This window comes from Rhizobium sp. AN68 (assembly GCF_030758035.1).
Taxonomy (GTDB): Bacteria; Pseudomonadota; Alphaproteobacteria; order Rhizobiales; family Rhizobiaceae; genus Agrobacterium; species Agrobacterium tumefaciens.
On sequence record NZ_JARWMI010000002.1, the window covers coordinates 1,964,456 to 1,989,041 of the forward strand.

Genomic DNA, 24,586 nt, shown 5'->3' on the forward strand with positions numbered 1-24,586 from the left:
GCGTTCGGCTGCGGTTATTTTTCCCTATGGCCGGTAAAACCGCGCTCGCGTGCCCAGATCACGGCGGCGGTGCGGCGGTTGACACCGATCTTGCCGTAGAGTGAGGCGATATGGTTGCGGATCGTATGCTTGGACAGGTTCAGCCTGTCGCTCATTTCCTTGTCGCTGCATCCATCGCAGATCAGTGACAGGATTTGCTCCTCGCGCTCGGTGAGATCCTTGAGGGAGGCTGAAGACGTTGTGCCGCGGGAGTTCTGCCGCAGCCCTGCCAGCCGCTCGACAACCGTCCGGCTGAACCAGGATGTATCGGTCATGACGCTTTCGATCGCTTCAATCAGTTCGTTCTCGGTTCTACGCCGCTCAGTCACGTCCTGTATCGCCCAAATGACACAGAGCTGATCGTTGATCTCGGCGCGTTCGGCGGAAACGATGCATTCTGCCAAACCGCCACCGGAAAGATTCATGCGCATGTTCTCATCGCGGATGGGAATGTTGTCCTTCAGCCGCTTTTCGAGATCGCGGCGCGCGCCCGCGTCCTCCCACAGCCGCAATTCGCTGGCCGTCTTGCCCACGACTTCGGCCTCGTTGCGTCCGCACAGGACCAGAAACGCGTCATTGACTTCCATCAGCACGAAGTCGTCCAGCCTCGAAATCGCTGCCGGGACAGGCGACAGGCGAAAGGACTTGAAGAAGCGCTCCTCGCTCTGTCGCAGAGCGTTCTGGGCTTTGCGGCGGCCGTCCAGATCGGCGAAGGTGAACAGCATGCAGGGTTCTTCGGCAACGGCGATCGTTTCGCCGGCCACGATGACCAGCCTGTCGCCTCCGGGGATGGGAATGAGCGCCTCGCGCTGACGGATGAGCCGGCCATCCTCCAGCTTTTTCAGGGCGTCCTCGCCTGTGTCGCACTCGGAAAACAGTCCGAGTTCCTCGACACTGATGCCGATGATCTCTTCACGGCTGAACCCGGTCATCTCAAGGAAACCCTGATTGACGCGAATGAAACGCTTGTCCTCCAGCCGGCATATCAGCCCCGGCGCCGGATTGGCATTGAAGGCGCTCTCGAAGCGCGCCTCCGCCTCGAAACGCGGCGTTTCGTCCCGGATGATCAGGACCAGAACATCCGGTTTTGCGCCAGCATCTTCAAGAACGAGGCCGCGCACCGTGTGGACCCAGCATTCCGCTTCATCGCCGCTTGGCGATATCTCGACCGTCACATCTTCGAAGGTCTCGCCCGCCAGAAGCCGTTCAAGCGGATATTGCCCCTCGTCGAGCAGGTGGTTGTTGCGGTATCGAAGCGTGAAATTTCGCCGATAGGCAGCGGCATCCTCCCCAAGCTCAGGCATCGCTTCTATACGGTGCATCTGAAGGGCGGCCTTGTTGGCCCAGGCTATCGTTCCGTCGTTTTCGAGCAGGATCAACCCGTCGCTGAGGCCAGCTATGAGGTTTTGCAACACGAGCCGGTTGATCTTGGGAATGTTTACGCTGTCGTCCATGTTGCCCCCGGTATTTCAATGCTTTGTGCCCGCTATAACGCGCGGTTCCGCCAAGCGTTGCAGGGCAGGCGTGTCGCGTGGCCTTCCAGCATGGTTTGCGATGCCGGTTGCTTGCTCTCAGGTCCATTTGAGCTACTATGCGCTGATGGCGGGGAGGCCATTCTACAGGAGGGTTCATGAATTACCGGTCTTTGAAACGGCGTATGGTGTTGAAACTTGCGGCTACGGCTGCTTCTTTTTGCATGATGGGACTGACGGCGAGCGCGCAGGGTTTTCCTGATCGAACGATTACGCTGGTCGTTCCCTTCGCGGCAGGTGGCTCAACCGACGTGGTTGCGCGAGTCATCGCACAGAAAATGGGTGATGAGCTTGGTCACCAGATCGTCGTTGAAAATGTTGCCGGTGCAGGCGGTAATCTCGGTGCCGACCGTGTCGCACGCGCAGAGCCTGACGGTTACACGATCCTCATGGGCACCGTTGCGACCCATGCCTTGAACCCGCTCATTCTCAAGACAAAGCCTTACGATCCACAAAAGGATTTTGCCCCGGTCTCGCTTCTGGTCGTGGTTCCCAATGTGCTTGTTGTCAATCCGAAGCTGAACGTCAACAGCGTCGCGGAATTGATCGCGCTTCTGAAAGCCGAACCGGACAAATATGCCTATGCCTCCTCCGGCAATGGCACGCCGCTGCATCTTTCAGGGGAATTGTTCAAGAGCATGACCGGTGTGAGCATGCAGCACGTTCCCTATAAAGGTGCCGGCCCCGCGCTCAACGATCTTCTTGGCAACCAGATTTCGATCATGTTCGACAATCTGCCGTCGTCGTCCGGCCACATAAAATCCGGCACATTGCGGGCGCTTGGCGTAACGACTGCCGAGCGGGCGTCATCATTCCCGGATCTGCCGACAATTGCCGAAACCGTGCCCGGTTATGAAACCTACACGTGGAACGCGCTGTTTGCGCCTGCCGGCACACCGGCCGATGTGGTGGACACGCTGAATGCGGCGGCCAAGAAAGCGCTTGCCGATCCTGGTGTGGCGGCCCGCATGGCCGAATTCAGCGCCAAGATCGTCGGTTCTTCGCCCGATGAGCTGAAAAGCCACGTTGCGGCCGAAATCGCCAAATGGGAACCGGTCGTCAAGAACGCAAACGTCCAGATGGATTGACCAGAGACGTCTCGCCGCGCACCGGAGCCTGGGTGCGGCGGGAAGCGCCACCACGCAAAAAAACGTGGCCGAAGCTTTCATTGGCATTGGCCACGTTCGTTGCCGTCACACCAGCTGATGTGTCGTTTTCGCATCACTTGCCATAAGGTTGCAATTACCCGGTTGGCAACGGCGAACAGCTCAGGTACAAATTTCTCACCGCGTCAGATCGAACATAGGGAGGCGTTGCATGACATCATCATTCATCAAGTTTCTCCCGCGTGGAATGAACCGACACTAGGTCATTTCCATTCGTGGCCCGCCCCGAGCGCGCCCCACATGCGGTTTTGTTTTCCTTCATAGCCCGATTGATCTGACGGGATCATTTTTGTTTTCCGCCCGGGCTGTGCCATCCAACTTCCGTTTTTGAGGACCGGTTGCCGAACGCATGGCGCCGTGCTGGTTAAAATGTCTCGCAAGAAGCTCGATTTCCGCGCCGATGCCTATCGCCATGTGCTCGGCTTTGTTTTCCACCATTGGACCCACCGGCGGGCATTGGTGGGCTTTATTGTTGTGCTGGTGATTGCCAGCACGCTGGCCGAAGTCATGGTGCCGGTTTTCTCCGGTCAGATCGTTGATGCCATTGCCGGGGGCAACGGGGCTGACCGGGCGCTGCGCGCCTTTGTCGTCGTCGTGGCGCTGGGCTTGACCAGCGTAGTCCTGCGCTGGTTCGTGTTTACCGGCATCATCAGGCTGACGCTGAAAACCATGGCGGATGTGGCGAATAACGGTTTCTACCGGGTGCAGCGGTTCTCAACCGACTGGCACGCCAACAGCTTTGCCGGTTCCACGGTTCGCAAGATCACGCGCGGCATGTGGGCGCTTGATTCACTCAATGACGTGCTTCTTATCGCCCTGTTGCCCTCCATCGTCATGCTGGTGGGCGCCACCGTCGTACTGGGCAGTTACTGGCCGATCATGGGCTTGATCGTGGGCACGGGGTCGCTGATCTATGTCGGCGTCACCGTGTTGCTCTCCATGGGCTTCGTATCGCCGGCGGCAAGACTTGCAAACGCCTGGGATACCAAGCTTGGTGGCGCGCTGGCAGATGCCGTCAGCTGCAATTCGGTGGTGAAAGCTTTTGGCGCCGAGACCCGCGAAGAGGCGCGGTTGCGCCATGTGCTGGCCAAATGGGACAACCGTACGCGAAGGACATGGAAACGCGGCACGCTGAACGGCACGATCCAGGGCTTCATGATGGTGTCCATGCAGGCCGGTATTCTGGGAACAGGCCTTGTCATGTGGCAGCAGGGACTGGCGACGCCGGGCGACATCACCTTCGTGCTGGCGATGTTCTTCGTCCTGCAGGGCTATCTGCGTGATGTCGGTCAACACATCCGTAATCTGCAACGTGCCGTCAACGACATGGAAGAGTTGGTGTTGCTCGACAAAATGCCTTTGGGTGTCGAAGACAGGCCGGATGCCAGGCCGATCAGGATAGAGAAGGGCGAAATCGTTTTTGACAACGTCACTTTTCAATATGGCGCGCATCCCAGCCCGCTCTATGAGGACTTTTCAGTCACGATCAGGTCGGGTGAGCGTGTGGGGCTGGTCGGGCATTCGGGGTCGGGAAAGACAACATTCGTCAAGCTTATCCAGCGGCTTTACGATGTGAATTCCGGCTCGATCCGCATTGACGGCCAGGACATCGCCAAGGCCAGGCAGGCAAACCTGCGCAGCCAGATCGCCATCGTGCAGCAGGAACCCATCCTGTTCCACCGCACGCTGGCGGAAAACATCGCCTATGGCCGGCCGAGCGCCTCGCGGCGTGAGATCGAGCAGGCGGCGAGGCAGGCAAGCGCCCATGACTTCATCATGTCCCTTCCCAAGGGCTATGAGACGATGGTGGGTGAGCGCGGCGTTAAATTGTCTGGCGGGGAGCGGCAGCGTGTCGCCATTGCCCGTGCCTTCCTCGCGGATGCACCTGTGCTGATTCTGGACGAGGCGACATCGAGCCTCGACAGCGAAAGCGAAGTGCAGATCCAGGAGGCCATGGAACGCCTGATGGATGGCCGCACCACGCTGGTCATTGCGCACCGGCTTTCCACCGTGCGGGCGCTTGACCGTCTGCTGGTGTTCGACAAGGGCAAGATTGTCGAAGAGGGCGACCACCAGGCGCTGATCCGTCTGAACGACGGCATCTATCGCCGGCTGTTCGAGCGGCAGGCGCTGGAACTAACCAAGGGTCTGGTGGCTTAAAAATGAAACGCCGGGGCAATGCTCCGGCGTTTTTCTTTTGCGCGGCGGTCAACAAATGCTCACGGTCAACAAATGCTCACGGTCAAACACTTAGCTAATCGACGAAGTTTCCCTTGCGTTAGAGCCGTACTGTGTGATAGTTCACATTATGACTAAGCATTCGCCCGAACTATCGCTGATTTTTCAGGCTCTGGCCGATCCGACGCGCCGGTCTATTCTGACGAAGCTCGCGCAAGGGCCTGCCCGCGTCATGGAATTATCCGCTCCCACGGGGCTGCGCTTGCCGACCGTGATGCGGCATCTGTCGGTACTGGAGGAGGCGGGGCTTATCCGCACCTCAAAGGATGGGCGGGTGCGCACCTGCGCTATCGTGCCCGAGGCTCTGGAGCCGGTGCGGACATGGCTTGATGAACAGCGGGCCATTTGGGAGAGCCGGCTCGACCGGTTGGAGGCATTTGCAATGCAGGCTGCGAAGGAGCGCACGGAATGATGTCGAAACGCAATCAGGACGGCGCCCGTGCTGAACCCCATCTTGGCGATGGCCGCTTTGCAACACTGAGCTTCGAAAGGGTGATCGCTGTTCCATTGTCGGTCCTCTGGCAAGTGTGGACGTCGCCTGCCGCGCGGGCTGTCTGGGCAGCGCCCACGCCCGCCGTGACCGTGGAGTTTCTGGAAGCCGATACCAAAGTCGGCGGACGCGAAGTTTCGCTCTGCAAGGTCGATGGGCAGCCTGATATTCGCTGCGAATGCGGGTGGCTGGAATTGCAGCCAGCCTTGCGCAGCGTCAATTACGAGGTGGTGTCGTCCGGCGACGTGATGCAGTCTGCGGCGCTGGTGGCCGCTGATTTTTCGGCGACGGAGCAGGGCAGTCGCGTTGTCGTAACCGTGCAGCTTTCCTCATTGGCTGCGGATATGCAGGCGGGTTACCGGCAGGGCTTCGGTGCCGGTCTGAACAATCTGACCGAGGTGGCCAAACGGACAATGGTGCTGGAGCGAACGATAAGGGCGCCGCGCAACATCGTCTGGAAGGCCTGGATGAATTCCGAGACGCTGCCGCAATGGTGGGGACCGGAAGGGTTTTCGTGTCGCACGAAGAGGATCGATCTGCGAACCGGCGGCGAGTGGGTGTTCGACATGATCGGACCTGACGGCACTGTCTTCCCGAACCATCATCGATATATCGAGGTCAGGCCTGAGGAGAGGATCGGCTACACGCTGCTCTGGGGCGAAAATGGGCCGAAACATGCCGACGCGTGGGCTTCGTTCGAGGATCAGGACGGCGCGACGAAGGTCGTGCTCGGCATGGTGTTCAGCACGGAAGCCGAGTTCCAGGACGCGAAGGGTTTTGGGGCTATCGAACTGGGTCAGCAGACGCTCGGCAAACTGGAACGCTTTGTTTTCGCATCGTAATCGCACCGGGACTGAACTTCAACAGGGGCCGCGTCCAGCCGATGAATTCATCGCCTTTCACCGTCAGAACAGGTCGACATACGGTTCCGCTCCCGAGGTCATTCAGGTCGCCTCCGTCTAGGTTGAACGAGACCGGTGCGTCTTGACGCTACCCGTCGCTATCCGGCCAGTTCTTCCGTAATGACTTCGAACCGCTTCAGGATAGCCGGCCCGAAGGCGGTGGACAGGGCGACGTCCGTCGCATCTCGTCCTGTCGCCATCAAGATTCGTCCGATGCGGGGCCTGTTGTGACGGGCATCGACCGTATACCAGCGGCCGCTGAGATAGACCTCGAACCAGGCGCTGAAATCCATCGGATTGGGGTCTTTCGGCACGCCGATATCACCGAGATAGCCGGTGCAATAGCGAGCGGGGATATTCATGCAACGGCAGAGTGTGATCGCAAGATGTGCGAAATCGCGGCAAACCCCGGTCCGGTCGATGAAGCCGCCATATGCTGTCCTGAGCGGATCGGCTTTCTCGTAGTTGAAGACAATATGGGAATGCACAAAATCGAGGATCGCCTGCACACGGGGCCAGCCGAGCGGTGTTGCCGAGAAGTTTTTCCAGGCGAAGTCCGCCAGGCGGTCGGTATCGCAGTAACGGCTGCCCAGCAGAAATACTAGAACATCGTCTGGTAAATCCTTGATATCGTGCTGGAAAGCGTTTTCAGGAACCGGATCTGGCAGGCCGCCGTCATATATGTCGAACCGCGTCGAGATCGTCGTCACGCCTGGCGGTGCAGTTATGCGGCTGCAGGCGTTCCCGAAGATATCCATATAACCCCAGGCCTCGATCGGCCTGTCGAAGGTCAGCACCTGTTCGGTGAGCAGATCTGCGCGCCGGCTGGGGTGGAGATTGAGAACAAGCAGCATTGCCGTCTCATTCTCGCATTCATAAGCAATATCGAACCCGGCGCGAATCTTCATTCAGTACATCCTTTATGAGCCATCTTGATGTTGTTCACGCTGAAACGCTTTCACGCCCTCGGGCGGGCGATCATGCATCATCAAGGCGCGGCATTGTAGCCGCGCCCGCCTGTGATTTCACTTTACTGGCGGTGAAGCCTTGCCGAGTTTTACGGAAGGTTCCCGTCCCCAGACACGCAGCTTGCCAAGGTTCGACACGAAGCCAGCGAGGCCTTCCTCACCTGGGAGGATAATCGTGCCCTCGTCAAGATCGCCTGCGATACCGGCCTTTTCCAGCAATGGCAGCGCAGACTGGTCGTAACCGATGAACTTGCAGTGCTGGAAAGCATCGGCCACGAAGTCACGCGCCGTCGCGTCGTTGACCAGATCGTCTATCCCCTCGGCAGAAGTCAACAGTGCAACTGCATCGAAGAGAACCGATGGCCCGCCGTCGATCATGTGATGGGCCTCAATCCAGCTCCCGTCTGAGGCGGTGACGCCACCGACCTTCGGGGCTATCAATTCGCAGACGGCTTTTTCCTTGGTAATCGCCGACATCAGGCCGTTCAGCAATTTGGCGTCGACACCATCGGTGACGAGTATACCAAGCTTGCGGCCTTCGAAGCGTTTCGGACCACGCTCAACGATGCTGAGCGCCGGCGAGGGTTCCAGATCCTGACGTGTCGGCATAGCCGCGTCCGCCGGCTTCGGCATGGACTTGAAACCCAGCTTCTGCGCGACGGTGTTTGCCAGCGTCTCGTCGATGTTCATGAGATGCGATACCATGCGTTCGCGGATCACGGCTGTTTCCACCTTGCTCAGTTCGAATGTCAGGGCTGCCGCGATGTGACGCTGTTCGGGCGGGGTCTGGCTGATATAGAACTGTCTTGCCTGGCTGTAGTGGTCGGCAAAGCTCTCGGGGCGCAGCCGCGCCTTGATCCCCTGTTCTTCTGCCGGAAAATGGCGATAGCCCCGGCTCGGCGACTCTCTCGGGCCTTCACCGAACGAGTTCGGCTGGTAATTCACCCTGCCAACAGGATTGCGCATGGCCATGTGGCCATCCTGCTGGAAATGCGCGAAGGGACACTTCGGTGCATTGATCGGCAGATGGGTGAAGTTTGGCCCACCAAGGCGTTTCAGCTGGGTGTCGAGATAGGAAAAGTTGCGACCCTGCAACAGCGGATCATTGCTGAAGTCGATACCCGGCGGCACGTTCTGCGTCATGAACGCAACTTGCTCGGTCTCGGCAAAGAAGTTGTCGGGCATACGGTCGAGCACCAGTCGTCCGACCGGCTGCGGCTTCAGGATTTCCTCGGGGATGATCTTTGTCGGATCGAGCACGTCGAAATCGAAGCTGTCGGCAAACTCCTGATCGAAGAGCTGCACCTGCAATTCCCATTCCGGGAAGTTGCCGGACTGGATCGCCTGCCACAGATCGCGGCGATGGAAATCGGGATCGGCGCCATTGATCTTGACCGCCTCGTTCCAGGCGACGGATTGAAGCCCAAGCTTCGGCTTCCAGTGGAACTTGACGAAGGTCGATTCATTCTTGGCATTCACCAAGCGGAAGGTATGAACGCCGAAACCCTCCATAAAGCGGAAAGACCGCGGTATCGTACGATCCGACATTGCCCACATGACCATGTGCATGCTTTCCGGCGTCAGGCTGATGAAGTCCCAGAAATTGTCATGGGCCGTCTGCGCCTGCGGAAAAGCCCGGTCAGGTTCCTGCTTGGCGGCGTGGATCAGGTCGGGAAACTTGATGGCGTCCTGAATAAAGAAGACAGGAATATTATTGCCGACGAGATCCCAGTTGCCTTCCTGTGTATAGAGCTTCACTGCGAAACCGCGCACGTCGCGCGCAAGGTCGGCTGAGCCCTTGTTGCCCGCAACCGTCGAGAAACGGACGAATGCTGGTGTCTTTTCGCCGGCGCGCTGCAGGAAATCCGCCTTTGTGTATGCGGAGAAGGACTCGTAGGTCTCGAAGAAGCCATGCGCGCCGTAACCGCGCGCATGCACGACGCGCTCGGGAATGCGCTCGTGGTCGAAATGAAAGATCTTTTCGCGGAAATGGAAATCATCAACGACGAGCGGCCCGCGCGGCCCGACCCTTAGAGAATTCTGGTCGTCCGCGACCGGCCCCCCTTGAGCGGTCGTCAGCACCGGCGCGTCGTTTTCGGCTGTCTGATGCAGCTCGCCGCCAGCACCGCGCTCCAGCTTCTGGTCATGGATCGTCACGGTTTCGGTCTTGTCGCTTGGTGATGTGGAGGTGGTCTTGGCCATGGTGTGGCTCCTGAATTGGAAGGGGCCTATCCGACCCGGAAATGAAAAAGCCGCCCTAAAAGGCGGCCTGAGCTTGGAAGGGTCCCCGCACGGTCTTCGGCAGAGCCTTCAGCACTTGTTGTTCGGCGAGACAGATGTCCTTGAGCGTATCGAGGGACAGGTCATGCAATGTAGCTTCCGCAGGCATGTGGGAATCCGATCAACTTTGAATGATGTAACTGGACAACCCCTGAGTGGAGACGATGTTCCTGCTGCGGGAAAAGAATTCACATTCCGGTCTGCGGTGGCATCACAGCGATGCCAGTAACCGGTTGAATAGGCGGACGTTCCTCATCCGGCAGAGATAGTTCTGTGGCGTTCCGACGATGGTGGAACGGCAAGGCCTGCAAATTCTATTTTCAGATTGGCGGAACCATGAGGCCCGACATGTTGTTTCCCTGTCGAGCCTGCACTGAAGGCTACAACGAGGAAAAATCATGAAAAAGCTTCTTTTAGCCGCCGCGCTTCTCGGCGCGTCGACCCTTGGCGCCTTCGCTCAGACGTCCACCGCTCCAGCCACCGATGGCAGCAAGCCTGCCGTCGCTACGCCAGACACCAAGAATGCGACTGCGCCTGTGGAAGGCGCAAACAGCTTTACAGAGGAACAGGCGAATAAACGCCTTATGGACGCCGGATATGCCGAAGTGACCGGCCTTAAACTCGACGACAAGGGCGTGTGGCAAGCCAAGGCCTCGAAAGACGGCAAGTCCGTAAACGTGGCGCTCGACTATCAGGGCAATATTGTCGCTAACTAATTCAATCTTTGGGAGAATCCTATGAAGACCGTTACCGGACTTTTCGACGACTACTCCGATGCCAGCGCCGCCGTTACTGCACTGGAACAACGCGGCGTGCCGTCTAAAGATATCAGCATTGTTTCCAACAATGCAGACGAACGCCATGGCAATGATTCAAAAGCTGCCGAAGGCGCAGGCACGGGTGCCGGCATCGGCGCTGCCGTCGGTGGTGTTGGCGGCCTGTTGACAGGCCTTGGCATCATGGCAATTCCCGGCGTCGGACCGGTGGTTGCGGCAGGCTGGCTTGCCGCGACGGCGGCAGGCGCTGTTGCCGGTGCCGTTGCAGGCGGTGCCGCCGGCGGCCTTATCGGCGCGCTGACGGACGCAGGCGTTTCCGAAGACCACGCCCATGTTTACGCAGAAGGCGTTCGCCGGGGTGGCACGCTCGTGACCGCGAAGGTCGAGGACAGCCTTTACACGGACGCCGAAGAAGTCCTGCGCCAGTCCAACTGGGTTGATCCGGACAAGCGGCGCGCGGCCTATGCCGAAGACGGTTGGTCACGGTTTGACGACACGCTCGATCCTTATGAGCCCACTGAAATCGAACAGGAACGTCTGCGTTACAGACGCTAAGCGTTAAATCAAGGGAAGGTCGGCATGTGCCGGCCTTCTCTTTGATGGCCTCGGGGCAGGTGAAAGTGCCGGTCATTGCAACAGCTGGATGGTCCATCCCCAAGACTGTGGCGCACCGTTTTCCCGAAACGGGGAGTGGGCTAAGCCGATATGCTGCCGTATTCAACGGCGTCGAGATCAACTCCACCTTTTATCGGCACCACCGGCCGACGACGTTCCAGCGTTGGACAAACTCGGTGCGCGATGATTTCCGCTTCGCCGTGAAGCTGCCGCGCGAGATCACGCATGAGCGCCGGTTGCGGGAAATCGGACAAGTCTTCAAGGCATTTGTTGGGGAACTTGCGGCGCTGGATGGCAAGCTTGGACCCTTATTGTGCCAGTTGCCACCCAATCTCACATTTGATGTCTCCGACGCGGAGGCAGCGTTTGATACTATGCGTCAGACCTTTCCAGGCATGCTCGTACTCGAACCGCGTCACACAAGTTGGGCCACGCAGTCAGCGCAAGAGGTTCTTCAACGCTATGCCATTGATCGTGTGCTGGCCGATCCTGCACCGGTCTGGCCGGCCAGTGATTTCTCCGAGCCGCCCAAATATGTCCGGCTGCACGGCGCTCCCCGGATTTACTATTCCGACTACAGCGCCGCCGAAATCCTCTCGTTTAGAAAACGCCTTTCCGCCGAATCCTGGTGCGTTTTCGACAATACCGCCTCCGGTGCCGCAATAAAGAACGCGCTGGCAATGCTCGATGATTGCGCAACCACTAAACGGTGCGCAGACTGAAATCATGTTTCAACAGTTGGCAAAAGCGCATGAAGGCGTGACGCCTTAAAGCTGCCTTCGTGCGGTGCCGATCGCGATAACAGGCCCGGTTGCCTGACCAGTTGGTGAGCCACCGAAGGGTTCCACGCTGATCGCGAAGGTCGTGCCTTCCGAAATGTTGTTACGCATATCCGCCGGGATAATGAGATCGCCATTCGTTCCGGGCTGGAAGACACCGAGCGAACGGGTCTTGCCGCCATCCATCACAAGCCACAGTTCCAGTGATTTCTCATCGGCCTTGCCGGTCGCAACCGGTATAATGTGCATTCTGCCGGTCTCTGCATCATAGGATGCAAGCAGGTTGACCTGACTGTCCGTTGTCGAAAGTTCGGCTACCAGCGGAGCTGTGCCCTGCCATTTTTCGGGAAATGCGGCGTAAACGATCGCTGCCACGGCAGCCGCGCTCGTGGCGACAGATATCCATCGCCAGAAGGATGCGGAACTCCACAGGCTGCCATTGGCGTTGCTGGTCTTGCTGCCGAACAGGCGTTCTTCAATGCGGGCGAGAATGGCCGCACTCGGCGCCTGTTCTTCATAATCCACGTTGAAGTCTGAAAATTCGCTTTCCCAACGGTGGACCAGCTGCGCGAAGACCCTGTCGTCCTGCATGCGCCGCTCGACCTCACGACGCTTTTCAAACGGCAGCACGCCGAGCACATATTCGCCAGCGAGGATTTCGTCGCGCGAATGCATGCCCTCGCTGTTTTCGCTCGTTGTCATCGCTGCATGCACTCTCTGAGTTTGAGAAGGCTTCGCCGCAGCCAGGTTCTGACCGTGTTGAGTGGCACCCGCAATTCTTTGGCGAGTTCGATATAGCTCAGCCCTTCGATATAGGCCCGACGCACCGCCTGCGCATGAACGGTTTCAAGTTCCTGCATGCAATTGTCGATTCTGCGACCCTCATCGGCCAGAACGACCTGCTGCTCCGGATTGCGGATGCTGTCATCGGCAAGGTCATAGGCTTCGTCAATGTCGTCGCCCACGGGTTTGCGGGCCCTGATCGTATCGATCGCATGGTTTCGGGCGATTGCGGCGAGCCACGTCGACGGTGTGCCGGCGCTTGCTGCAAATGTGAGGGCTCGTTGCCAGATCTTGATATAGACTTCCTGAAGCGCTTCTTCGGCTTCGGTCCTGTCACGCAGGATTTTCAGGCAGATCGCATAAAGCTTCGGGCTGGTGGCTTGATAGAGGGAAACGAATGCCGAGCGATCGCCCATGCCGACGCGGTTTATGAGCGTTGCTATCTCTGTACCCTGCATTCGAACATCCCTTCTTGCGCCTCCTATATAGGGTTGTCCTTTGTGGGAAGGCAAGGCATGCGCGAAATGAAGTTCACGTCTTCCCGGCCAAAAATTGGCCGGGTGGAAGCAGGCGGCAGGGATGGTCGCTGTCATAACACACCTGCCGGATTTTGCAGTGGACCGACCAGCCGTACGGTGACGAGGTAACCGATGATGGCAGCGGCTGCGGACACGAAAGTGCCCCACAGAAGATCTGCGATGGTCAATGTCGTGGACCAGCTTTTCAACGTTGCCTGATTGGTGAGATCATATGTGGCATAGGCCATGAAGCCGACGGCTGCACCATAAACCAACGCGGTCGTCCACTGGCCTGATATGAGGGCTGGACGAACCGCAAGAAAGGTCAGTCCGGCCGCGTAGATGAGATAAAAGATGATCGCTGGGGCCAGTCGGAAGTTCTCAGCCAGAAGATCGCCGATCGCCGGGCGATAAAGCCGCGACGCCATGGTGCTTAGCCAGATGAAGTCGATCACCAGAAAGGCGATGAGGGTGAAGAAGTAGGCTGAGATATAGGTCTTCATCGGTTTGTCCTTTCCAGAGTCTAGTTGATGCGGGCCCAGGTAATGCCCTTGCACAGGAGACCAGCGACAATGCAGCCCTTGGTGGTCATGCTGTTGCCATCAACCGTCACGGTTATCTTGTAGGATTTGTCGCGTTGCGGATCGAAGGCGGTGCCCGAATAGACGCCTGTTTCATCTGGCTTTATGGTCATGATCAGCCGGTCACCGGTCTTTTCCTCGGGCGTGCCCGGCTTGATCCAGGTATTGGTGGCGCAAATATTGTCGCCGCAGGGCGCGATCAGCACTTTCGCGTTGCCGTCGCCGCGCGCCCAGTTTCCGTCGATCTCTGCTGCTCCGGCAGCAGAGGCCGCAAGCATCGGACCCAGGACGGATGCGATTATCAAAGGATTGATTTTCATCGTCTTTCTCCGCAGTTGTTGCCCTGCCTCTTATTTGTGCTCGATCGTGTAGAAGCCAACATTGATGGTTCCCTCGGTAAAGCCGGCTTCGCAGTAGCAGAGGTAATAATCCCAGAGCCGCCTGAAGCGGTCATCGAAACCCAGCAGCGAGATTGTCTGCCAGCGCGCATGGAAACGCTGCCGCCATTCCGCCAGCGTGCGGGCATAGGACTGGCCGAAAAGCTCGGTATCGGTGAGGCTCAGACCCGCCCTGCCGATTGCTCTTTCAAGAGCTTCGTCAGATGGTAGGAAGCCGCCCGGAAAGATGTATTTCTGGATGAAGTCCGCGTTTCGCCGGTAATTGTCGAACCGGGCAGGTTCAATTGAGATGATTTGCAGCACCGCGCGCCCGCCGGGTTTCAGGCAGCGCTTCAGTGTTTCGAAATAGCTCGGCCAATAGGCCTCTCCGACCGCTTCGAACATCTCGACGGAAACGATGCGGTCGAACTTGCCTTCGACATCGCGGTAGTCCTCGAGCCTGAGATCGATATGCTCAGCCTTGTCGGTTTTCTCCGCTGCCGCCTTTGCCCAATTCAACTGAGATGGCGAAAGGGTGAGGCCGGTAACGTTGGCATCCGCCTGGGTCGCGAGATGAATTGCGAGCGCGCCCCAGCCGCAGCCAATCTCCAATACGCTCTCACCGCCGCTCAATTGCAGCTTGTCGACGATGCGGTTAAGTTTTTTGAGTTGGGCCGCCTCAAGCGTTGGCGTCGTATCGTCGAAAATCGCCGACGAATAGAGCATCGAGGAATCGAGCCATTGCCGGTAGAATTCGTTGCCGAGATCGTAATGGGCCTCGATGTTGCGGCGGCTGCCGCGCTTTGTATTGGCGTTCAGCCGGTGGCCAAGGCGATTGATGAGGCGCATGGGCAGGCTACCGCGCGTCGATCCCCCGAAAGCGTCGTTGTTCTGTGCCGCAAAACGGATCAGGGCGGTCAGATCCGGTGTGGACCAGTCATCTTCGATGTAACCCTCGGCAAAACCGATGTCGCCATTGAGGATGAGCCGCCGTAGCGCGCGCCAGCGATGGAGAACAAGCGTCGCCTCGGTGCCCTCATGTTCCCCGGATTTCTCAATCACGCCGCCACCGGGCAGCATGACGCGCAGTCTGCCTTTGGAGACGTTGTTCAAGAGCTTGGCCATGAGCCAGCCTTCGGGACCGGTGCGTTGCCGCATCTGCGTGTTTTCCAGCGATAGTTCGTTGAGATTGTCAAACGGGGTCATGAAGTTTGGCCTCGATTTGCGATGGTGATGGGTGAATGAAGGAGACAGGGGCAGACGGTGGACGCGGTCGTTTTCTCAACCGCACACCCTTGAGCCATATTTTAAGTGCTTCCCAATGGATGCCTGCAACAACCTTGAGGGTAAGAAAGGGAATGGTGACGAAAGCCTTCAGCAACGCGCCATCGGTCAGCTCGACACGCCGCGCCAGATGCCTTGCAGTCAGGACTGGCCCCTCATCGTCAAATGTATCGATAACGATCTTCAGCTTGTCGCCGGGTGGAATGACCCGGAATACATAACGGAGATCCATGTCCATGAAGGGCGAGACATAGAAGGCCTTGTCGCAGCGCTGGACGATCTCGGCCGCACCCTCGGTCTCCACCGGAATAAAGTAGGAATGCCGCTCGCCGAACGTGTTGTCGACTTCCCAGAGAATGGCTTTGAGAGATCCGTTCCGGCCGTGGCAGAAAAACACGCTGAGTGGATTGAAGGCCCAGCCAAGTATGCGCGGCATGGTGAGCAGACGGATCGGACCACCATCGACGGTCATGCCTGCGGCCGTCATGGCGTTTTCGATCTGGTTGCGCAATTCCATCTTGCTCCCGTCGCCTCGGTCCCGGCGGTGAAAGGAAAACAGGTTGAAACGATCGACGGAGAACAGCCGCAGCTTACGGTCAAGCGCATCGAGTTCATCAAGGTCGAGAAGCAGCGAGTAAATGCGATAGGCGAGCCGGTGCGCTTTCGGCTTGAAGCGCGCATGCATGACATGTCCGGGAAAAAGGGCGGAGGAGAAATGAGACGTCATGGGATCGCCTCAACGAGTTTGATCGTTCTTTTCCGCGAAGCCAAATTCAGACGGACGATCCGGCCGCTATCATCGGTAACCTTCCAGGGCCTTGACAGGCCGCCCAGATCCTCGGCGACGGCAAGCCCTGCCTGAATGCCGTCTTCATGAAAACCCGACCCAAAATAGGCGCCGCAGAACCAGGTGTTTCTCAAACCCTGCAAGGCCCACAGTTCCTGCCTCATCTGCTCGGTGCCGGCATCAAAAACAGGATGGTGGTAGGTTTCCTCGGTGATGATTTTTCCCTTTTCCGGTTCGCGCGTCGGGTTCAGCGTTACGAAGGTGTCAGGGATTTCGCCCAGAGGCTGAAGCTTGTTCATCCAGTAGGTGATGCTCGGCTGCCCCGTTTCAATGCGTGTATCGGCCACATAGTTCCAGCTTGACCAGGCGGCGCGCCTGCGGGGCATGAAACTGCTGTCCGTGTGCAGTACCGCCCTGTTTTTCGTATAGCCAAACGCGCCGAGAATGCGCCGTTCGGCTTGCGTCGCGTCCGTCAGCATCTCCAGCGCCTGATCTGCGTGTGTGGCAATCACCACATCGTCGAACCGTTCGAATTCGCCATTAGTGTTGGCGATCTCGACCCCGTCCGCCAGCCGGTGGATGCGTGTCACGGGTGTCGAGAGCCGAATGCGATCGACGAATGGCGCAGTGAGGCGTTTCACATATTCCTGGCTGCCGCCGACAACGGTGCGCCAGACGGGGCGGTTGCGCAGCAACAGCAGGCCGTGATTGCTGCAGAACTTCACGAAATGTGCTGCCGGGTAACGGCCGACTTCCATGGCCGGGGTAGACCATATGGCTGCGGCCATCGGGTAAAGATGATCGTTGCGAAAGGCGTCGCCATAGTTGTTTTGAGAAAGATACTCATCGAGCGACATATCGCCCATCATCGGCAGATCGCGCGGGGCATTGCGATAAAAGCGCAAGAGGTCGGCAAGCATCGCCCAGAAGCGCGGCCTGACGGCATTTCTCTTCTGCGCCAAAAGGCCAAAGCCAGAGCCGCCGGAATATTCGAAACCGCCATCATCCAGCGAAACGGCAAAGGACATGTCGGATGCCGCGGTCGGCACTTCCAGCGTTTTGAAAAGTGCCGTCAGATTGGGATACGTCACCTCATTATAGACGATGAACCCCGTATCGACAGACACCACACCCTGTTCAGTTTTGAACGTCACGGTGTTGCTGTGGCCGCCGACGCGGTCCGCAGCCTCGAAAACCGTGACATCATGCCGTTTCGACAAAAGCCAGGCCGCAGACAGACCGGAAATGCCTGTTCCGATCACGGCGATGTTTCGCCGGCTGTCTTTTCTTTTGGCTTCGGTATCGAACATGGTTCCTCGCTATTGCATTCACAATTCAGTTTTACGGCCTGCGACAGATACGAAGGAGCGGATCGATAAGTTTCAGCGGCGCGCAAATTTTTCAGAATTTTGTCAGGCGCCTGAAACTCTTTTGCCGTCTCGCCCGTAGTTGCCACTGGAAACTTGGTCTGAAGTCCTTCGAATACAGTGAGCGGAATGGTGATGATGTCTGTTGTGGTGGCCCTTGCCGTGCTGATGTCGCTTCTGATGGCAGCAGCCTGGGCGTTGCAGCGTTACACAGGATCGAGTGGCTGGATCGACACCGTCTGGTCTGCGAGTGTCGGGCTCGGCGGCGTGGTTGCCGTCTTGTTTTCCGATGGAGATAGCTGGCGCCGGGGAGCGGTTCTCTTTCTTGTACTGGTGTGGTCGCTGCGGCTCGCGGGACACATCGGCATGCGGACGAGGGGAGGTGGCGAAGATCCACGTTACGCGAAGCTTATAGAAGAATGGGGCAGCAATGCCTCGTTGCGGCTTTTCGCTTTTCTCCAGATCCAGGCCGTTGCCGCATTTGTGCTGGTTCTCGCCGTCTATCTTGCCGCCAGCAATCCTTTGCCATTTCCAAGCATTATCGATGTGATAGCGTTGATCGTCGCGGCTGGTGCGCTTGTCGGCGAAGCGACCTCTGATGCACAGCTTTCACAGTTCAGAAAAACCCCGGAGGCCAAAACCGGCGTCTGCGAGACTGGTCTGTGGCGTTATTCGCGCCATCCCAACTACTTTTTCGAGTGGCTTTTCTGGTGCGGCTTTCCGTTGTTGGCCATCCATGCGCAGCCGTGGTCATGGCTGTCGCTTGCTGCGCCAGCCATGATGTACTGGCTGCTCGTGCACGTCTCCGGCATTCCCCCGCTCGAAGAACACATGCTGAAATCACGCGGAGAGAAATTCCGCGCCCTGCAAAACCGCGTCAACGCCTTCTTTCCGGGGCCACGCAAGAATGAGGACACGCCATGAACATGCTCGCATTCGCCATCAATGCTGCCGAACGCGCACCGCTGAGTGACAATATGACGCTTGCCGGCATCGACATGCTCTGCGCACGCACTAAACGGCGACTTGCCGGCGTTCCGGCGGCGGAAGAAAACGCTTTTGTGACTGATATGGCGAAATTTCCCGTCGCCACGCACACCGACGAAGCGAACAGGCAGCACTACGAGGTGCCGGCTGAATTCTTTGCAATCGTCCTTGGCGCGCAAAGAAAGTATTCGTGCTGCTTTTATCCTAATGCTCAGACAACGCTGGATGAGGCTGAAACATTGGCGCTGGAAGAGACTGTTTCCCATGCCCGATTGCAGGACGGGATGAATATTCTCGAACTCGGCTGTGGCTGGGGTTCGCTCTCCCTTTATATGGCCGGCCGGTTTCCCAATGCGCGGATTACGTCCGTTTCGAACTCGGCTTCGCAGCGCGAATATATAATCGAACGTGCAAATGAGCGTGGCCTGTCGAACCTCTCGGTGGTGACGGCCGATATGAATGATTTCACCACTGACGAGCGTTTCGACCGTGTCGTATCGGTGGAAATGTTCGAGCACATGTCGAACTGGCAGGCATTGTTCGAGCGCGTCCGCTCGTGGCTGACGCCCGAGGGCAAGTTTTTCCTTCACGTCTTCAATCACCGTGATCGATCCTATCGTTTCGACCATGGCAACCGGGCAGACTGGATCGCGCAGCATTTCTTCACGGGCGGCATTATGCCTGCCTTCGATCTTCCCCACCGTTTCCCGGCGCAGTTCACCGTGGAACAGGAGTGGCGCTGGTCGGGATCAAATTATCGCCGGACGGCCCTCGACTGGCTTGGAAATTTCGACCGGGAGATCGACCGTATCCGACCGATCCTGCAGCGGGTCTACGGCAACGATGCGCGCTTGTGGGAACGGCGTTGGAGACTGTTCTTCCTCGCGACGGCAGGTCTTTTCGGGCACGAAGACGGCAAGGTCTGGGGCGTTGGACACTACCTCATGGCGCGCGTCTAGATCGCTGCAAACACGCGCATGCGAACCCAATCCGGCGCCGCTTCGCCCTTCGTCGCGATGCGGCGAAGGTGTCTCCTCGGTTGGCGCAGGCCGCTGAGGCCGGCGAAGCGGGAAAAATGGATATGCGATTGATTGTGCATGATTTGATCGTGCAAAATTTGTGTATTTCATTCCTGTTTGCTTAACCCCGTTTTTTGAAATCTGCGAAGTTCGGCGACCTCGTCTAGCTTCCGTTCGGCTTTTGCATCAAGGAGCGGGCTCGCCCCGTAGTCCAAGCCAAGGGTCAGCATGCCTTTTCAGAAAACAAAAGACCGAGAGGAATATTCGCAGCATCTTCTTCTCCTGTGTCGAGTTGCAGCCTGGATGGGCGTGGCGCTGGCGACTGGCTGGTTTGTGTTTTTCATCCTCACGGAAAGATGGGGCATTGCGCTCAGCCTCCTCATTCTGGGGGTTGCGATCGTGCCGTGCTGGCTGACTTGCCTGATGGGCCACTTTTCCCTCGGACTCATTCTGGCTCAGAGCGCCTGTATCCTGTTCGTCTGCTGGTATTCCGTCGCTATCGATGTCTCCGACGATACCGTACCGAGGACGACGCATCTCTACCTGCTCGTCATCATCTTCGTCGGCTACATGAATTTTCAACGCCAGCGTTCCGCCGCCCAGTTTCTGGTCATCGCGGCAAGTCTCGCGGCCTTTGTTTATTTCTGCGCGTCGGCCGCGCGGTTTTCGTTCAGTACTCCCATGCCGCAGGATGTGCGCAGCATCAGCGCCTGGTTCAACAGCGTTTTCGCAGCGTTGATGCTGTGTGGCGGTGTCGCCGCCATGCAGGCGCAGTTTCGCAGTCATACGAAAAAAGCCCTGGAACTTCGCTCCGCGCTTTCGAATGGCCAGTTTGAACTTTTCTACCAGGCGCAGGTTCGCGCGGATGGCAAGCTGCTTGGCGCAGAGGCGCTGTTGCGGTGGAACCACCCGAAACGGGGATACATCCCGCCAGCCGATTTCATCGCGCTTGCGCAGCAAACCGGTTTCATGCCGACAATCGGCGCTTGGGTCATTGCCGAAGCCTGCAAGACACTTGCGAGATGGCAGGAGAACCCGGCAACCCAGAATCTCACCTTGTCGATCAACATCACTGCCGATCATTTCGTCGACGCGGGATTTTCCGGGCAGCTTCTTGATGCCGCCTCGTCTCAGGGCATCAAGCCACAGCTTCTAAAGCTGGAGCTGACCGAGAGCGTTTTCCTATTCGACATAGAGGCAGCGATCGCGAAAATGAAGCTACTTGATCGTTCCGGCTTTACGATTTCACTCGACGATTTCGGCACTGGCTACTCCTCACTGAGCTACCTCCGGCAATTGCCGCTCAAACAGATCAAGATTGATCGCAGCTTCGTGACGGGGGTGACCGAAAGCGGGCGTATGGCGACAATCACGCGAAACATCGTCCAGATGGGGCACGACCTTTCACTGGAAGTTCTGGCCGAAGGCGTGGAGACCGAGGCGGAGCTGCGGATGATGCTGTCATACGGCTGCCGATTGTTTCAGGGCTATCTTTTTGCGAGGCCGACGAGCCTTGTCGAGTTCGAGCAATATGCCGCCCGTCCATCGTCCTGACCGGACGTTTTGCGACAGGCTGAGGCATCCGGATCGAATTCAGTGGCGCGCCGACTGGTAGATCCGGGCGTTGAACAATGCACCATTCGTCGGGTAGAGCTATCTTGCCCGTCAGGATCGCAATCGATCCGCATCATTTCGTTGGTTCGCATGATCCCAGTTGCACTACCCTCCGTCGAAACGCTGCTTTTGCTTGCCTTCCTTCTTGCCACGACACTGGTCTGGGGTATCTGGACAATGGTTTTGATTGCACGATACGCAGGAGGCCGCTCGGCGCGCCCGATGATGCTGCCCTATGGCCTGGCGACCGCCATTGCGATTTTTACACTTTGGCAGTTCGGTAATTTCTATCTCCAGATGCGTATCTATGACAGGGAAATGGCGTCTAGCTATAGCCCGGAGCTCGGGGAGCCGGTGCGCCTTGGCCAGATCGACATGCCCAAAGGCACGAAACTTGAACTGGCCGTGGCCGATACCAGGGAATCCTTCAACCGCGCGGTCTTCCCCCATCCCGTGCGGGTCGCGAATGTCGATGCCGTCGAGATCGCCCGCTATATCGCGATAAAAACCAACGGAAATTATGAGACCGTCGGCTTTGTTCCGGAGACGATGCGGGTGACGGGCAACGGCGTGACCCTGCAGAGCGGCTGGCGCTGCGATGCGACACAACCGGTGGAGTTTGACCTGAAGGCTGACGGGGATGTATCCGCTTTCAGCCGATGTGTCCTTGCCGACGGGAACATCGTCGACGGCATTGTCTTGCCGAAGGGCACATTTCTGCGTGCCTCCACCGGCAATGTCTATACCGACGGTTTCATCGATTCCGACAGGTGGGTTCTCGACACGCCCACGGGCAAGGCTATCCGCATTGATGATTTCGCTCTTGAGGATGTCACGCTCGCCCTTGATGGAGAAAGAAAACTCTATGAAATCCGAAGCGCGGTTTTGTCGAAGGAAGCAACGGCGGGCGCGCTCCACTTCGCAGCCGGCACTGGAATTCGCCTCAATCCCCGGCACATCCGGACTGATTATTCCGGTGCATGGTTGATAACACCATCTCCTGCTTCCACCGGTTCTGAACCGGTGTCGCCTCGGTCAAGCGTGCTGAACAGAGGCGGGAAGCTTCTGGCCACCCTTTCAGACTAGCGCATTGGTGGACCAGATACTCTGAACGATCTCGATTGAGGGCTCTCTTGCGATCAGGTGCCCGCGACCCCAGATATCGCGCATTATTGAAAGTGCGCATTAATGAACCCTGAGACCTACCTACCGATAAAGACCGACCGGCTGATCCTTCGTAAATTCCAGGCCGCTGATCTCGCCTCATACGCCGATTACCACACGCGCGATGACGTCTACCGTTTCCTCTATGCCGCACCGCCTTCGGATGACGCGGTGAAAACGCAATTCGCAGCGCTGCTCGAGGCTCCGTTCGAAGAGGACGGCGATACGTTGCGACTTGCCGTTACGCGCAGTGACGATGACACGTTGATCGGTGAAGTCCTGCTTAAAATCGCGAGCAAGGCAGCTTTGCAGGCGGAAGTCGGTTATGTCTTCAATCCTGATTTTTCAGGTAAGGGATATGCGACGGAAGCCGTCCGGGCCATGATAAGCCTTGGCTTCGAGACGCTCGGATATCACCGGATTTTCGCGCGGCTGGATGCCCTGAACCACGGATCGATCGGCGTTGTTGAACGCCTTGGCCTGCGCAAAGAAGCGCATTTGATCGAGAATGACCGGTTTGGCGGCACCTGGGGGGACGAATTCATCTATGCCACCCTGAAGAGAGAGTGGGCATCTAGCCCGTGATCTTGCGCAGGTGATGATTATGTTGGGTTTGAAGGGAATTGTCGGTGTCTCAACTGGTCTTGATCCTCGGCGATCAATTATCTCCCTCCCTATCTTCGCTGGATGGGGTCGACAAGACGCGCGACACGATCCTGCTTTGCGAGGTAATGGCGGAGGCTACCTATGTCGGCCATCACAAAAAGAAGATCGCCTTCATCTTTTCCGCCATGCGCCACTTCGCCGAGGAACTGCGTGGCGAAGGATACCGGGTTCGCTACACGCGGATTGATGATCGCGACAATGCGGGCTCCTTCTCCGGCGAGGTGCAGCGGGCGTTAAACGACCTGACCCCTTCCAGGATTTGCGTCACCGAGGCTGGAGAATGGCGCGTCAAGTCAGAGATTGAGCGCTTCGCCAGTGCCTTCAATATCGAGGTCGATATCCGCGCTGATCGGCGCTTTCTTGCCAGCCATGAGGAGTTCGAGCGTTGGGCGGCCGGGCGCAAAAGCCTGACGATGGAATATTTTTACCGGGAAATGCGCCGCAAGACTGGCCTGTTGATGAATGGCGAAGAGCCGGTCGGTGGACGCTGGAATTTTGACTCGGAAAACCGCAGCCCCGCCAAGCCGGACCTGCTGAGGCCAAGACACCCGGTCTTCGCACCGGACAGGATAACAAGGGATGTCATCGACACCGTCGAGCGGCTGTTTCCCGACAATTTCGGCAAGCTTGAGAACTTTGGTTTCGCCGTCACGCGCGCCGATGCCGAGCGGGCGCTCAGTGCCTTCATAAATGATTTCCTGATGAATTTCGGCGCCACGCAGGATGCCATGCTGCAGGATGACCCGTATCTCAACCACTCGCTTCTGTCTTTTTACATCAATTGCGGGCTGCTGGATGCGCTGGAGGTCTGCAGGGCGGCGGAGCGCGCCTACTACGAGGGCGCGGCACCGCTCAATGCCGTCGAGGGTTTCATTCGCCAGATCATCGGCTGGCGGGAATATATGCGTGGCATCTACTGGTTTGCCGGGCCTGACTATGTCGACAGCAATTTCTTCCAAAACGACAGGCCGCTGCCGGGCTTTTACTGGACGGGCAAAACCCACATGAACTGCATGGCGACCGTAATTATGGAAACCATCGAAAATGCCTATGCTCACCATATCCAGCGACTGATGATCACGGGAAACTTTGCCCTTCTCGCCGGCATTGATCCGAAGGCCGTTCATCAATGGTATCTCGAGGTCTATGCGGATGCCTATGAATGGGTTGAGCTGCCGAATGTGATCGGCATGAGCCAGTTCGCCGATGGCGGCTTTCTCGGAACAAAGCCCTATGCCGCTAGTGGCAACTACATCAATCGCATGTCGGACTATTGCAGTAATTGCCGCTATGATCCCAAGGAGCGTCTCGGTGACAAGGCCTGTCCATTCAACGCGCTATACTGGGATTTTCTGGCCCGCAACCGTGAAAGGCTGAAATCCAACCATCGGCTGGCGCAGCCCTACGCCACATGGTCCCGGATGAGCGAAGACGTCCGCCATGATGTCAGGGCAAAGGCAGCTCTGTTTTTGAACCGCCTGAGCTGACGCGGCCCTTTCTCTGTTTTTACCGAACGGCGGGACACCCGATCAGAGCTGTCCCTGCGCATGTCTCAGTCATGACGCGGCTCGTAAAACCAGCTCCGCGTGGTACCGACAGCGCCGCCGGTCCATGCGGCAATAGTGCCAATGATAAGAGCGACGAAGGCGAGCTA

Annotated in this window: 25 protein-coding genes; 13 read left to right on the forward strand and 12 right to left on the reverse strand. The window is 57.9% G+C overall.

Going from position 1 to position 24,586, the window contains the following annotated elements; all coding sequences use genetic code 11:
- Positions 1-14 precede the first annotated feature (14 nt).
- Positions 15-1,493, reverse strand: a complete 1,479-nt coding sequence (locus RBH71_RS12350; protein ID WP_004431372.1) for a PAS domain S-box protein — start codon at positions 1,491-1,493, stop codon at positions 15-17.
- Positions 1,494-1,669: 176 nt separating this feature from the next.
- Between RBH71_RS12350 and RBH71_RS12355 the strand changes: the two genes are divergently transcribed.
- The 4 genes from RBH71_RS12355 to RBH71_RS12370 all read left to right on the forward strand — a co-directional run bounded on the left by RBH71_RS12355 (position 1,670) and on the right by RBH71_RS12370 (position 6,307).
- Positions 1,670-2,659 carry a Bug family tripartite tricarboxylate transporter substrate binding protein gene (locus tag RBH71_RS12355; protein WP_025594897.1) on the forward strand — a complete coding sequence of 330 codons (990 nt, stop codon included), beginning with the start codon at positions 1,670-1,672 and terminating at the stop codon, positions 2,657-2,659.
- A gap of 447 nt (positions 2,660-3,106) precedes the next feature.
- Positions 3,107-4,897, forward strand: coding sequence for an ABC transporter ATP-binding protein (locus tag RBH71_RS12360; RefSeq protein WP_112156262.1), 1,791 nt, complete (start codon positions 3,107-3,109; stop codon positions 4,895-4,897).
- A gap of 148 nt (positions 4,898-5,045) precedes the next feature.
- Complete coding sequence (locus RBH71_RS12365) at positions 5,046-5,387, forward strand: ArsR/SmtB family transcription factor (protein ID WP_025594895.1); 342 nt, start codon at positions 5,046-5,048, stop codon at positions 5,385-5,387.
- Complete coding sequence (locus tag RBH71_RS12370) at positions 5,384-6,307, forward strand: SRPBCC family protein (protein ID WP_323687330.1); 924 nt, start codon at positions 5,384-5,386, stop codon at positions 6,305-6,307. Before RBH71_RS12365 ends, RBH71_RS12370 begins: the two co-directional genes overlap by 4 nt.
- Positions 6,308-6,465: 158 nt before the next feature.
- Here the strand turns inward: RBH71_RS12370 and RBH71_RS12375 are convergent, their stop codons facing one another.
- The 3 genes from RBH71_RS12375 to RBH71_RS12385 all read right to left on the reverse strand — a co-directional run bounded on the left by RBH71_RS12375 (position 6,466) and on the right by RBH71_RS12385 (position 9,724).
- Positions 6,466-7,275 carry a transglutaminase-like domain-containing protein gene (locus RBH71_RS12375; RefSeq protein WP_004431379.1) on the reverse strand — a complete coding sequence of 270 codons (810 nt, stop codon included), beginning with the start codon at positions 7,273-7,275 and terminating at the stop codon, positions 6,466-6,468.
- Positions 7,276-7,392: 117 nt separating this feature from the next.
- Positions 7,393-9,537 (reverse strand): catalase C, encoded by a 2,145-nt coding sequence (catE, locus tag RBH71_RS12380; protein ID WP_323687331.1) that lies wholly within the window; start codon positions 9,535-9,537, stop codon positions 7,393-7,395.
- Between the two features lie 55 nt (positions 9,538-9,592).
- Positions 9,593-9,724 carry a hypothetical protein gene (locus RBH71_RS12385; RefSeq protein WP_323687394.1) on the reverse strand — a complete coding sequence of 44 codons (132 nt, stop codon included), beginning with the start codon at positions 9,722-9,724 and terminating at the stop codon, positions 9,593-9,595.
- A 289-nt stretch (positions 9,725-10,013) separates the two neighbouring features.
- Here RBH71_RS12385 and RBH71_RS12390 point away from each other — a divergent pair, with 289 nt between their 5' ends.
- The 3 genes from RBH71_RS12390 (at position 10,014) to RBH71_RS12400 (ending at position 11,728) form a co-directional block, all read left to right on the forward strand.
- Entirely contained in the window at positions 10,014-10,331 is a 318-nt protein-coding gene (locus RBH71_RS12390) for a PepSY domain-containing protein (protein WP_065660336.1), read from the forward strand.
- Between the two features lie 21 nt (positions 10,332-10,352).
- Positions 10,353-10,946, forward strand: coding sequence for a general stress protein (locus RBH71_RS12395; RefSeq protein WP_019566741.1), 594 nt, complete (start codon positions 10,353-10,355; stop codon positions 10,944-10,946).
- A gap of 65 nt (positions 10,947-11,011) precedes the next feature.
- On the forward strand, positions 11,012-11,728 hold the full coding sequence (locus tag RBH71_RS12400; protein ID WP_111800840.1) for a DUF72 domain-containing protein: 717 nt from the start codon (positions 11,012-11,014) through the stop codon (positions 11,726-11,728).
- A gap of 45 nt (positions 11,729-11,773) precedes the next feature.
- Here the strand turns inward: RBH71_RS12400 and RBH71_RS12405 are convergent, their stop codons facing one another.
- The 7 genes from RBH71_RS12405 to RBH71_RS12435 form a co-directional block, all read right to left on the reverse strand.
- Positions 11,774-12,487: an anti-sigma factor domain-containing protein gene (locus RBH71_RS12405; RefSeq protein WP_004431391.1), complete on the reverse strand. Its 714-nt coding sequence runs from the start codon at positions 12,485-12,487 to the stop codon at positions 11,774-11,776.
- On the reverse strand, positions 12,484-13,026 hold the full coding sequence (locus RBH71_RS12410; RefSeq protein WP_004431393.1) for a sigma-70 family RNA polymerase sigma factor: 543 nt from the start codon (positions 13,024-13,026) through the stop codon (positions 12,484-12,486). Before RBH71_RS12410 ends, RBH71_RS12405 begins: the two co-directional genes overlap by 4 nt.
- 131 nt (positions 13,027-13,157) lie before the next feature.
- Entirely contained in the window at positions 13,158-13,589 is a 432-nt protein-coding gene (locus RBH71_RS12415; RefSeq protein ID WP_025594888.1) for a DUF2177 family protein, read from the reverse strand.
- Positions 13,590-13,609: 20 nt separating this feature from the next.
- Positions 13,610-13,987, reverse strand: a complete 378-nt coding sequence (locus RBH71_RS12420) for a DUF2147 domain-containing protein (protein ID WP_111800842.1) — start codon at positions 13,985-13,987, stop codon at positions 13,610-13,612.
- A 30-nt stretch (positions 13,988-14,017) separates the two neighbouring features.
- Positions 14,018-15,250 (reverse strand): SAM-dependent methyltransferase, encoded by a 1,233-nt coding sequence (locus RBH71_RS12425; protein WP_004431399.1) that lies wholly within the window; start codon positions 15,248-15,250, stop codon positions 14,018-14,020.
- Complete coding sequence (locus RBH71_RS12430) at positions 15,237-16,055, reverse strand: DUF1365 domain-containing protein (protein ID WP_111800843.1); 819 nt, start codon at positions 16,053-16,055, stop codon at positions 15,237-15,239. The genes RBH71_RS12425 and RBH71_RS12430 overlap by 14 nt, the downstream gene beginning before the upstream one ends.
- Positions 16,052-17,425: an NAD(P)/FAD-dependent oxidoreductase gene (locus RBH71_RS12435; RefSeq protein WP_111800844.1), complete on the reverse strand. Its 1,374-nt coding sequence runs from the start codon at positions 17,423-17,425 to the stop codon at positions 16,052-16,054. Before RBH71_RS12435 ends, RBH71_RS12430 begins: the two co-directional genes overlap by 4 nt.
- Before the next feature lie 192 nt (positions 17,426-17,617).
- On the opposite strand from RBH71_RS12435, the gene RBH71_RS12440 reads away from it, so the two are divergent.
- Positions 17,618-18,406: a DUF1295 domain-containing protein gene (locus tag RBH71_RS12440; RefSeq protein WP_065661970.1), complete on the forward strand. Its 789-nt coding sequence runs from the start codon at positions 17,618-17,620 to the stop codon at positions 18,404-18,406.
- Positions 18,403-19,428, forward strand: a complete 1,026-nt coding sequence (locus RBH71_RS12445; protein WP_323687332.1) for a cyclopropane-fatty-acyl-phospholipid synthase family protein — start codon at positions 18,403-18,405, stop codon at positions 19,426-19,428. The genes RBH71_RS12440 and RBH71_RS12445 overlap by 4 nt, the downstream gene beginning before the upstream one ends.
- On the opposite strand, the gene RBH71_RS12450 is transcribed toward RBH71_RS12445, so the two are convergent.
- On the reverse strand, positions 19,425-19,568 hold the full coding sequence (locus RBH71_RS12450) for a hypothetical protein (protein WP_019566749.1): 144 nt from the start codon (positions 19,566-19,568) through the stop codon (positions 19,425-19,427). The genes RBH71_RS12445 and RBH71_RS12450 overlap by 4 nt on opposite strands.
- Before the next feature lie 148 nt (positions 19,569-19,716).
- On the opposite strand from RBH71_RS12450, the gene RBH71_RS12455 reads away from it, so the two are divergent.
- From RBH71_RS12455 to phrB, 4 genes are all read left to right on the forward strand, one after another.
- Positions 19,717-21,042, forward strand: coding sequence for a putative bifunctional diguanylate cyclase/phosphodiesterase (locus RBH71_RS12455; protein ID WP_111800845.1), 1,326 nt, complete (start codon positions 19,717-19,719; stop codon positions 21,040-21,042).
- A 150-nt stretch (positions 21,043-21,192) separates the two neighbouring features.
- Positions 21,193-22,188 (forward strand): hypothetical protein, encoded by a 996-nt coding sequence (locus tag RBH71_RS12460; protein WP_112156268.1) that lies wholly within the window; start codon positions 21,193-21,195, stop codon positions 22,186-22,188.
- A 102-nt stretch (positions 22,189-22,290) separates the two neighbouring features.
- Positions 22,291-22,851, forward strand: a complete 561-nt coding sequence (locus RBH71_RS12465) for a GNAT family N-acetyltransferase (RefSeq protein ID WP_111800847.1) — start codon at positions 22,291-22,293, stop codon at positions 22,849-22,851.
- 44 nt (positions 22,852-22,895) lie between these two features.
- A complete protein-coding gene (gene phrB / locus RBH71_RS12470) occupies positions 22,896-24,419 on the forward strand; it encodes a (6-4)DNA photolyase (RefSeq protein WP_112156306.1) in 1,524 nt (507 codons plus the stop codon).
- The last annotated feature ends 167 nt before the right edge of the window (positions 24,420-24,586 follow it).

Coding starts and splice junctions, on each gene's coding strand:
- RBH71_RS12350 (WP_004431372.1), bottom strand. CDS start 1,493: ATGGACGACAGCGTAAACATTCCCAAGATCAACCGGCTCGTGTTGCAA.
- RBH71_RS12355 (WP_025594897.1), top strand. CDS start 1,670: ATGAATTACCGGTCTTTGAAACGGCGTATGGTGTTGAAACTTGCGGCT.
- RBH71_RS12455 (WP_111800845.1), top strand. CDS start 19,717: ATGCCTTTTCAGAAAACAAAAGACCGAGAGGAATATTCGCAGCATCTT.
- RBH71_RS12425 (WP_004431399.1), bottom strand. CDS start 15,250: ATGACCCCGTTTGACAATCTCAACGAACTATCGCTGGAAAACACGCAG.
- RBH71_RS12465 (WP_111800847.1), top strand. CDS start 22,291: ATGAACCCTGAGACCTACCTACCGATAAAGACCGACCGGCTGATCCTT.
- RBH71_RS12440 (WP_065661970.1), top strand. CDS start 17,618: ATGATGTCTGTTGTGGTGGCCCTTGCCGTGCTGATGTCGCTTCTGATG.
- RBH71_RS12460 (WP_112156268.1), top strand. CDS start 21,193: ATGATCCCAGTTGCACTACCCTCCGTCGAAACGCTGCTTTTGCTTGCC.
- RBH71_RS12375 (WP_004431379.1), bottom strand. CDS start 7,275: ATGAAGATTCGCGCCGGGTTCGATATTGCTTATGAATGCGAGAATGAG.
- RBH71_RS12390 (WP_065660336.1), top strand. CDS start 10,014: ATGAAAAAGCTTCTTTTAGCCGCCGCGCTTCTCGGCGCGTCGACCCTT.
- RBH71_RS12435 (WP_111800844.1), bottom strand. CDS start 17,425: ATGTTCGATACCGAAGCCAAAAGAAAAGACAGCCGGCGAAACATCGCC.
- RBH71_RS12410 (WP_004431393.1), bottom strand. CDS start 13,026: ATGCAGGGTACAGAGATAGCAACGCTCATAAACCGCGTCGGCATGGGC.
- RBH71_RS12420 (WP_111800842.1), bottom strand. CDS start 13,987: ATGAAAATCAATCCTTTGATAATCGCATCCGTCCTGGGTCCGATGCTT.
- RBH71_RS12370 (WP_323687330.1), top strand. CDS start 5,384: ATGATGTCGAAACGCAATCAGGACGGCGCCCGTGCTGAACCCCATCTT.
- RBH71_RS12405 (WP_004431391.1), bottom strand. CDS start 12,487: ATGACAACGAGCGAAAACAGCGAGGGCATGCATTCGCGCGACGAAATC.
- RBH71_RS12445 (WP_323687332.1), top strand. CDS start 18,403: ATGAACATGCTCGCATTCGCCATCAATGCTGCCGAACGCGCACCGCTG.
- RBH71_RS12450 (WP_019566749.1), bottom strand. CDS start 19,568: ATGCACAATCAATCGCATATCCATTTTTCCCGCTTCGCCGGCCTCAGC.
- RBH71_RS12360 (WP_112156262.1), top strand. CDS start 3,107: ATGTCTCGCAAGAAGCTCGATTTCCGCGCCGATGCCTATCGCCATGTG.
- RBH71_RS12415 (WP_025594888.1), bottom strand. CDS start 13,589: ATGAAGACCTATATCTCAGCCTACTTCTTCACCCTCATCGCCTTTCTG.
- RBH71_RS12365 (WP_025594895.1), top strand. CDS start 5,046: ATGACTAAGCATTCGCCCGAACTATCGCTGATTTTTCAGGCTCTGGCC.
- RBH71_RS12430 (WP_111800843.1), bottom strand. CDS start 16,055: ATGACGTCTCATTTCTCCTCCGCCCTTTTTCCCGGACATGTCATGCAT.
- catE (WP_323687331.1), bottom strand. CDS start 9,537: ATGGCCAAGACCACCTCCACATCACCAAGCGACAAGACCGAAACCGTG.
- RBH71_RS12385 (WP_323687394.1), bottom strand. CDS start 9,724: ATGCCTGCGGAAGCTACATTGCATGACCTGTCCCTCGATACGCTCAAG.
- RBH71_RS12395 (WP_019566741.1), top strand. CDS start 10,353: ATGAAGACCGTTACCGGACTTTTCGACGACTACTCCGATGCCAGCGCC.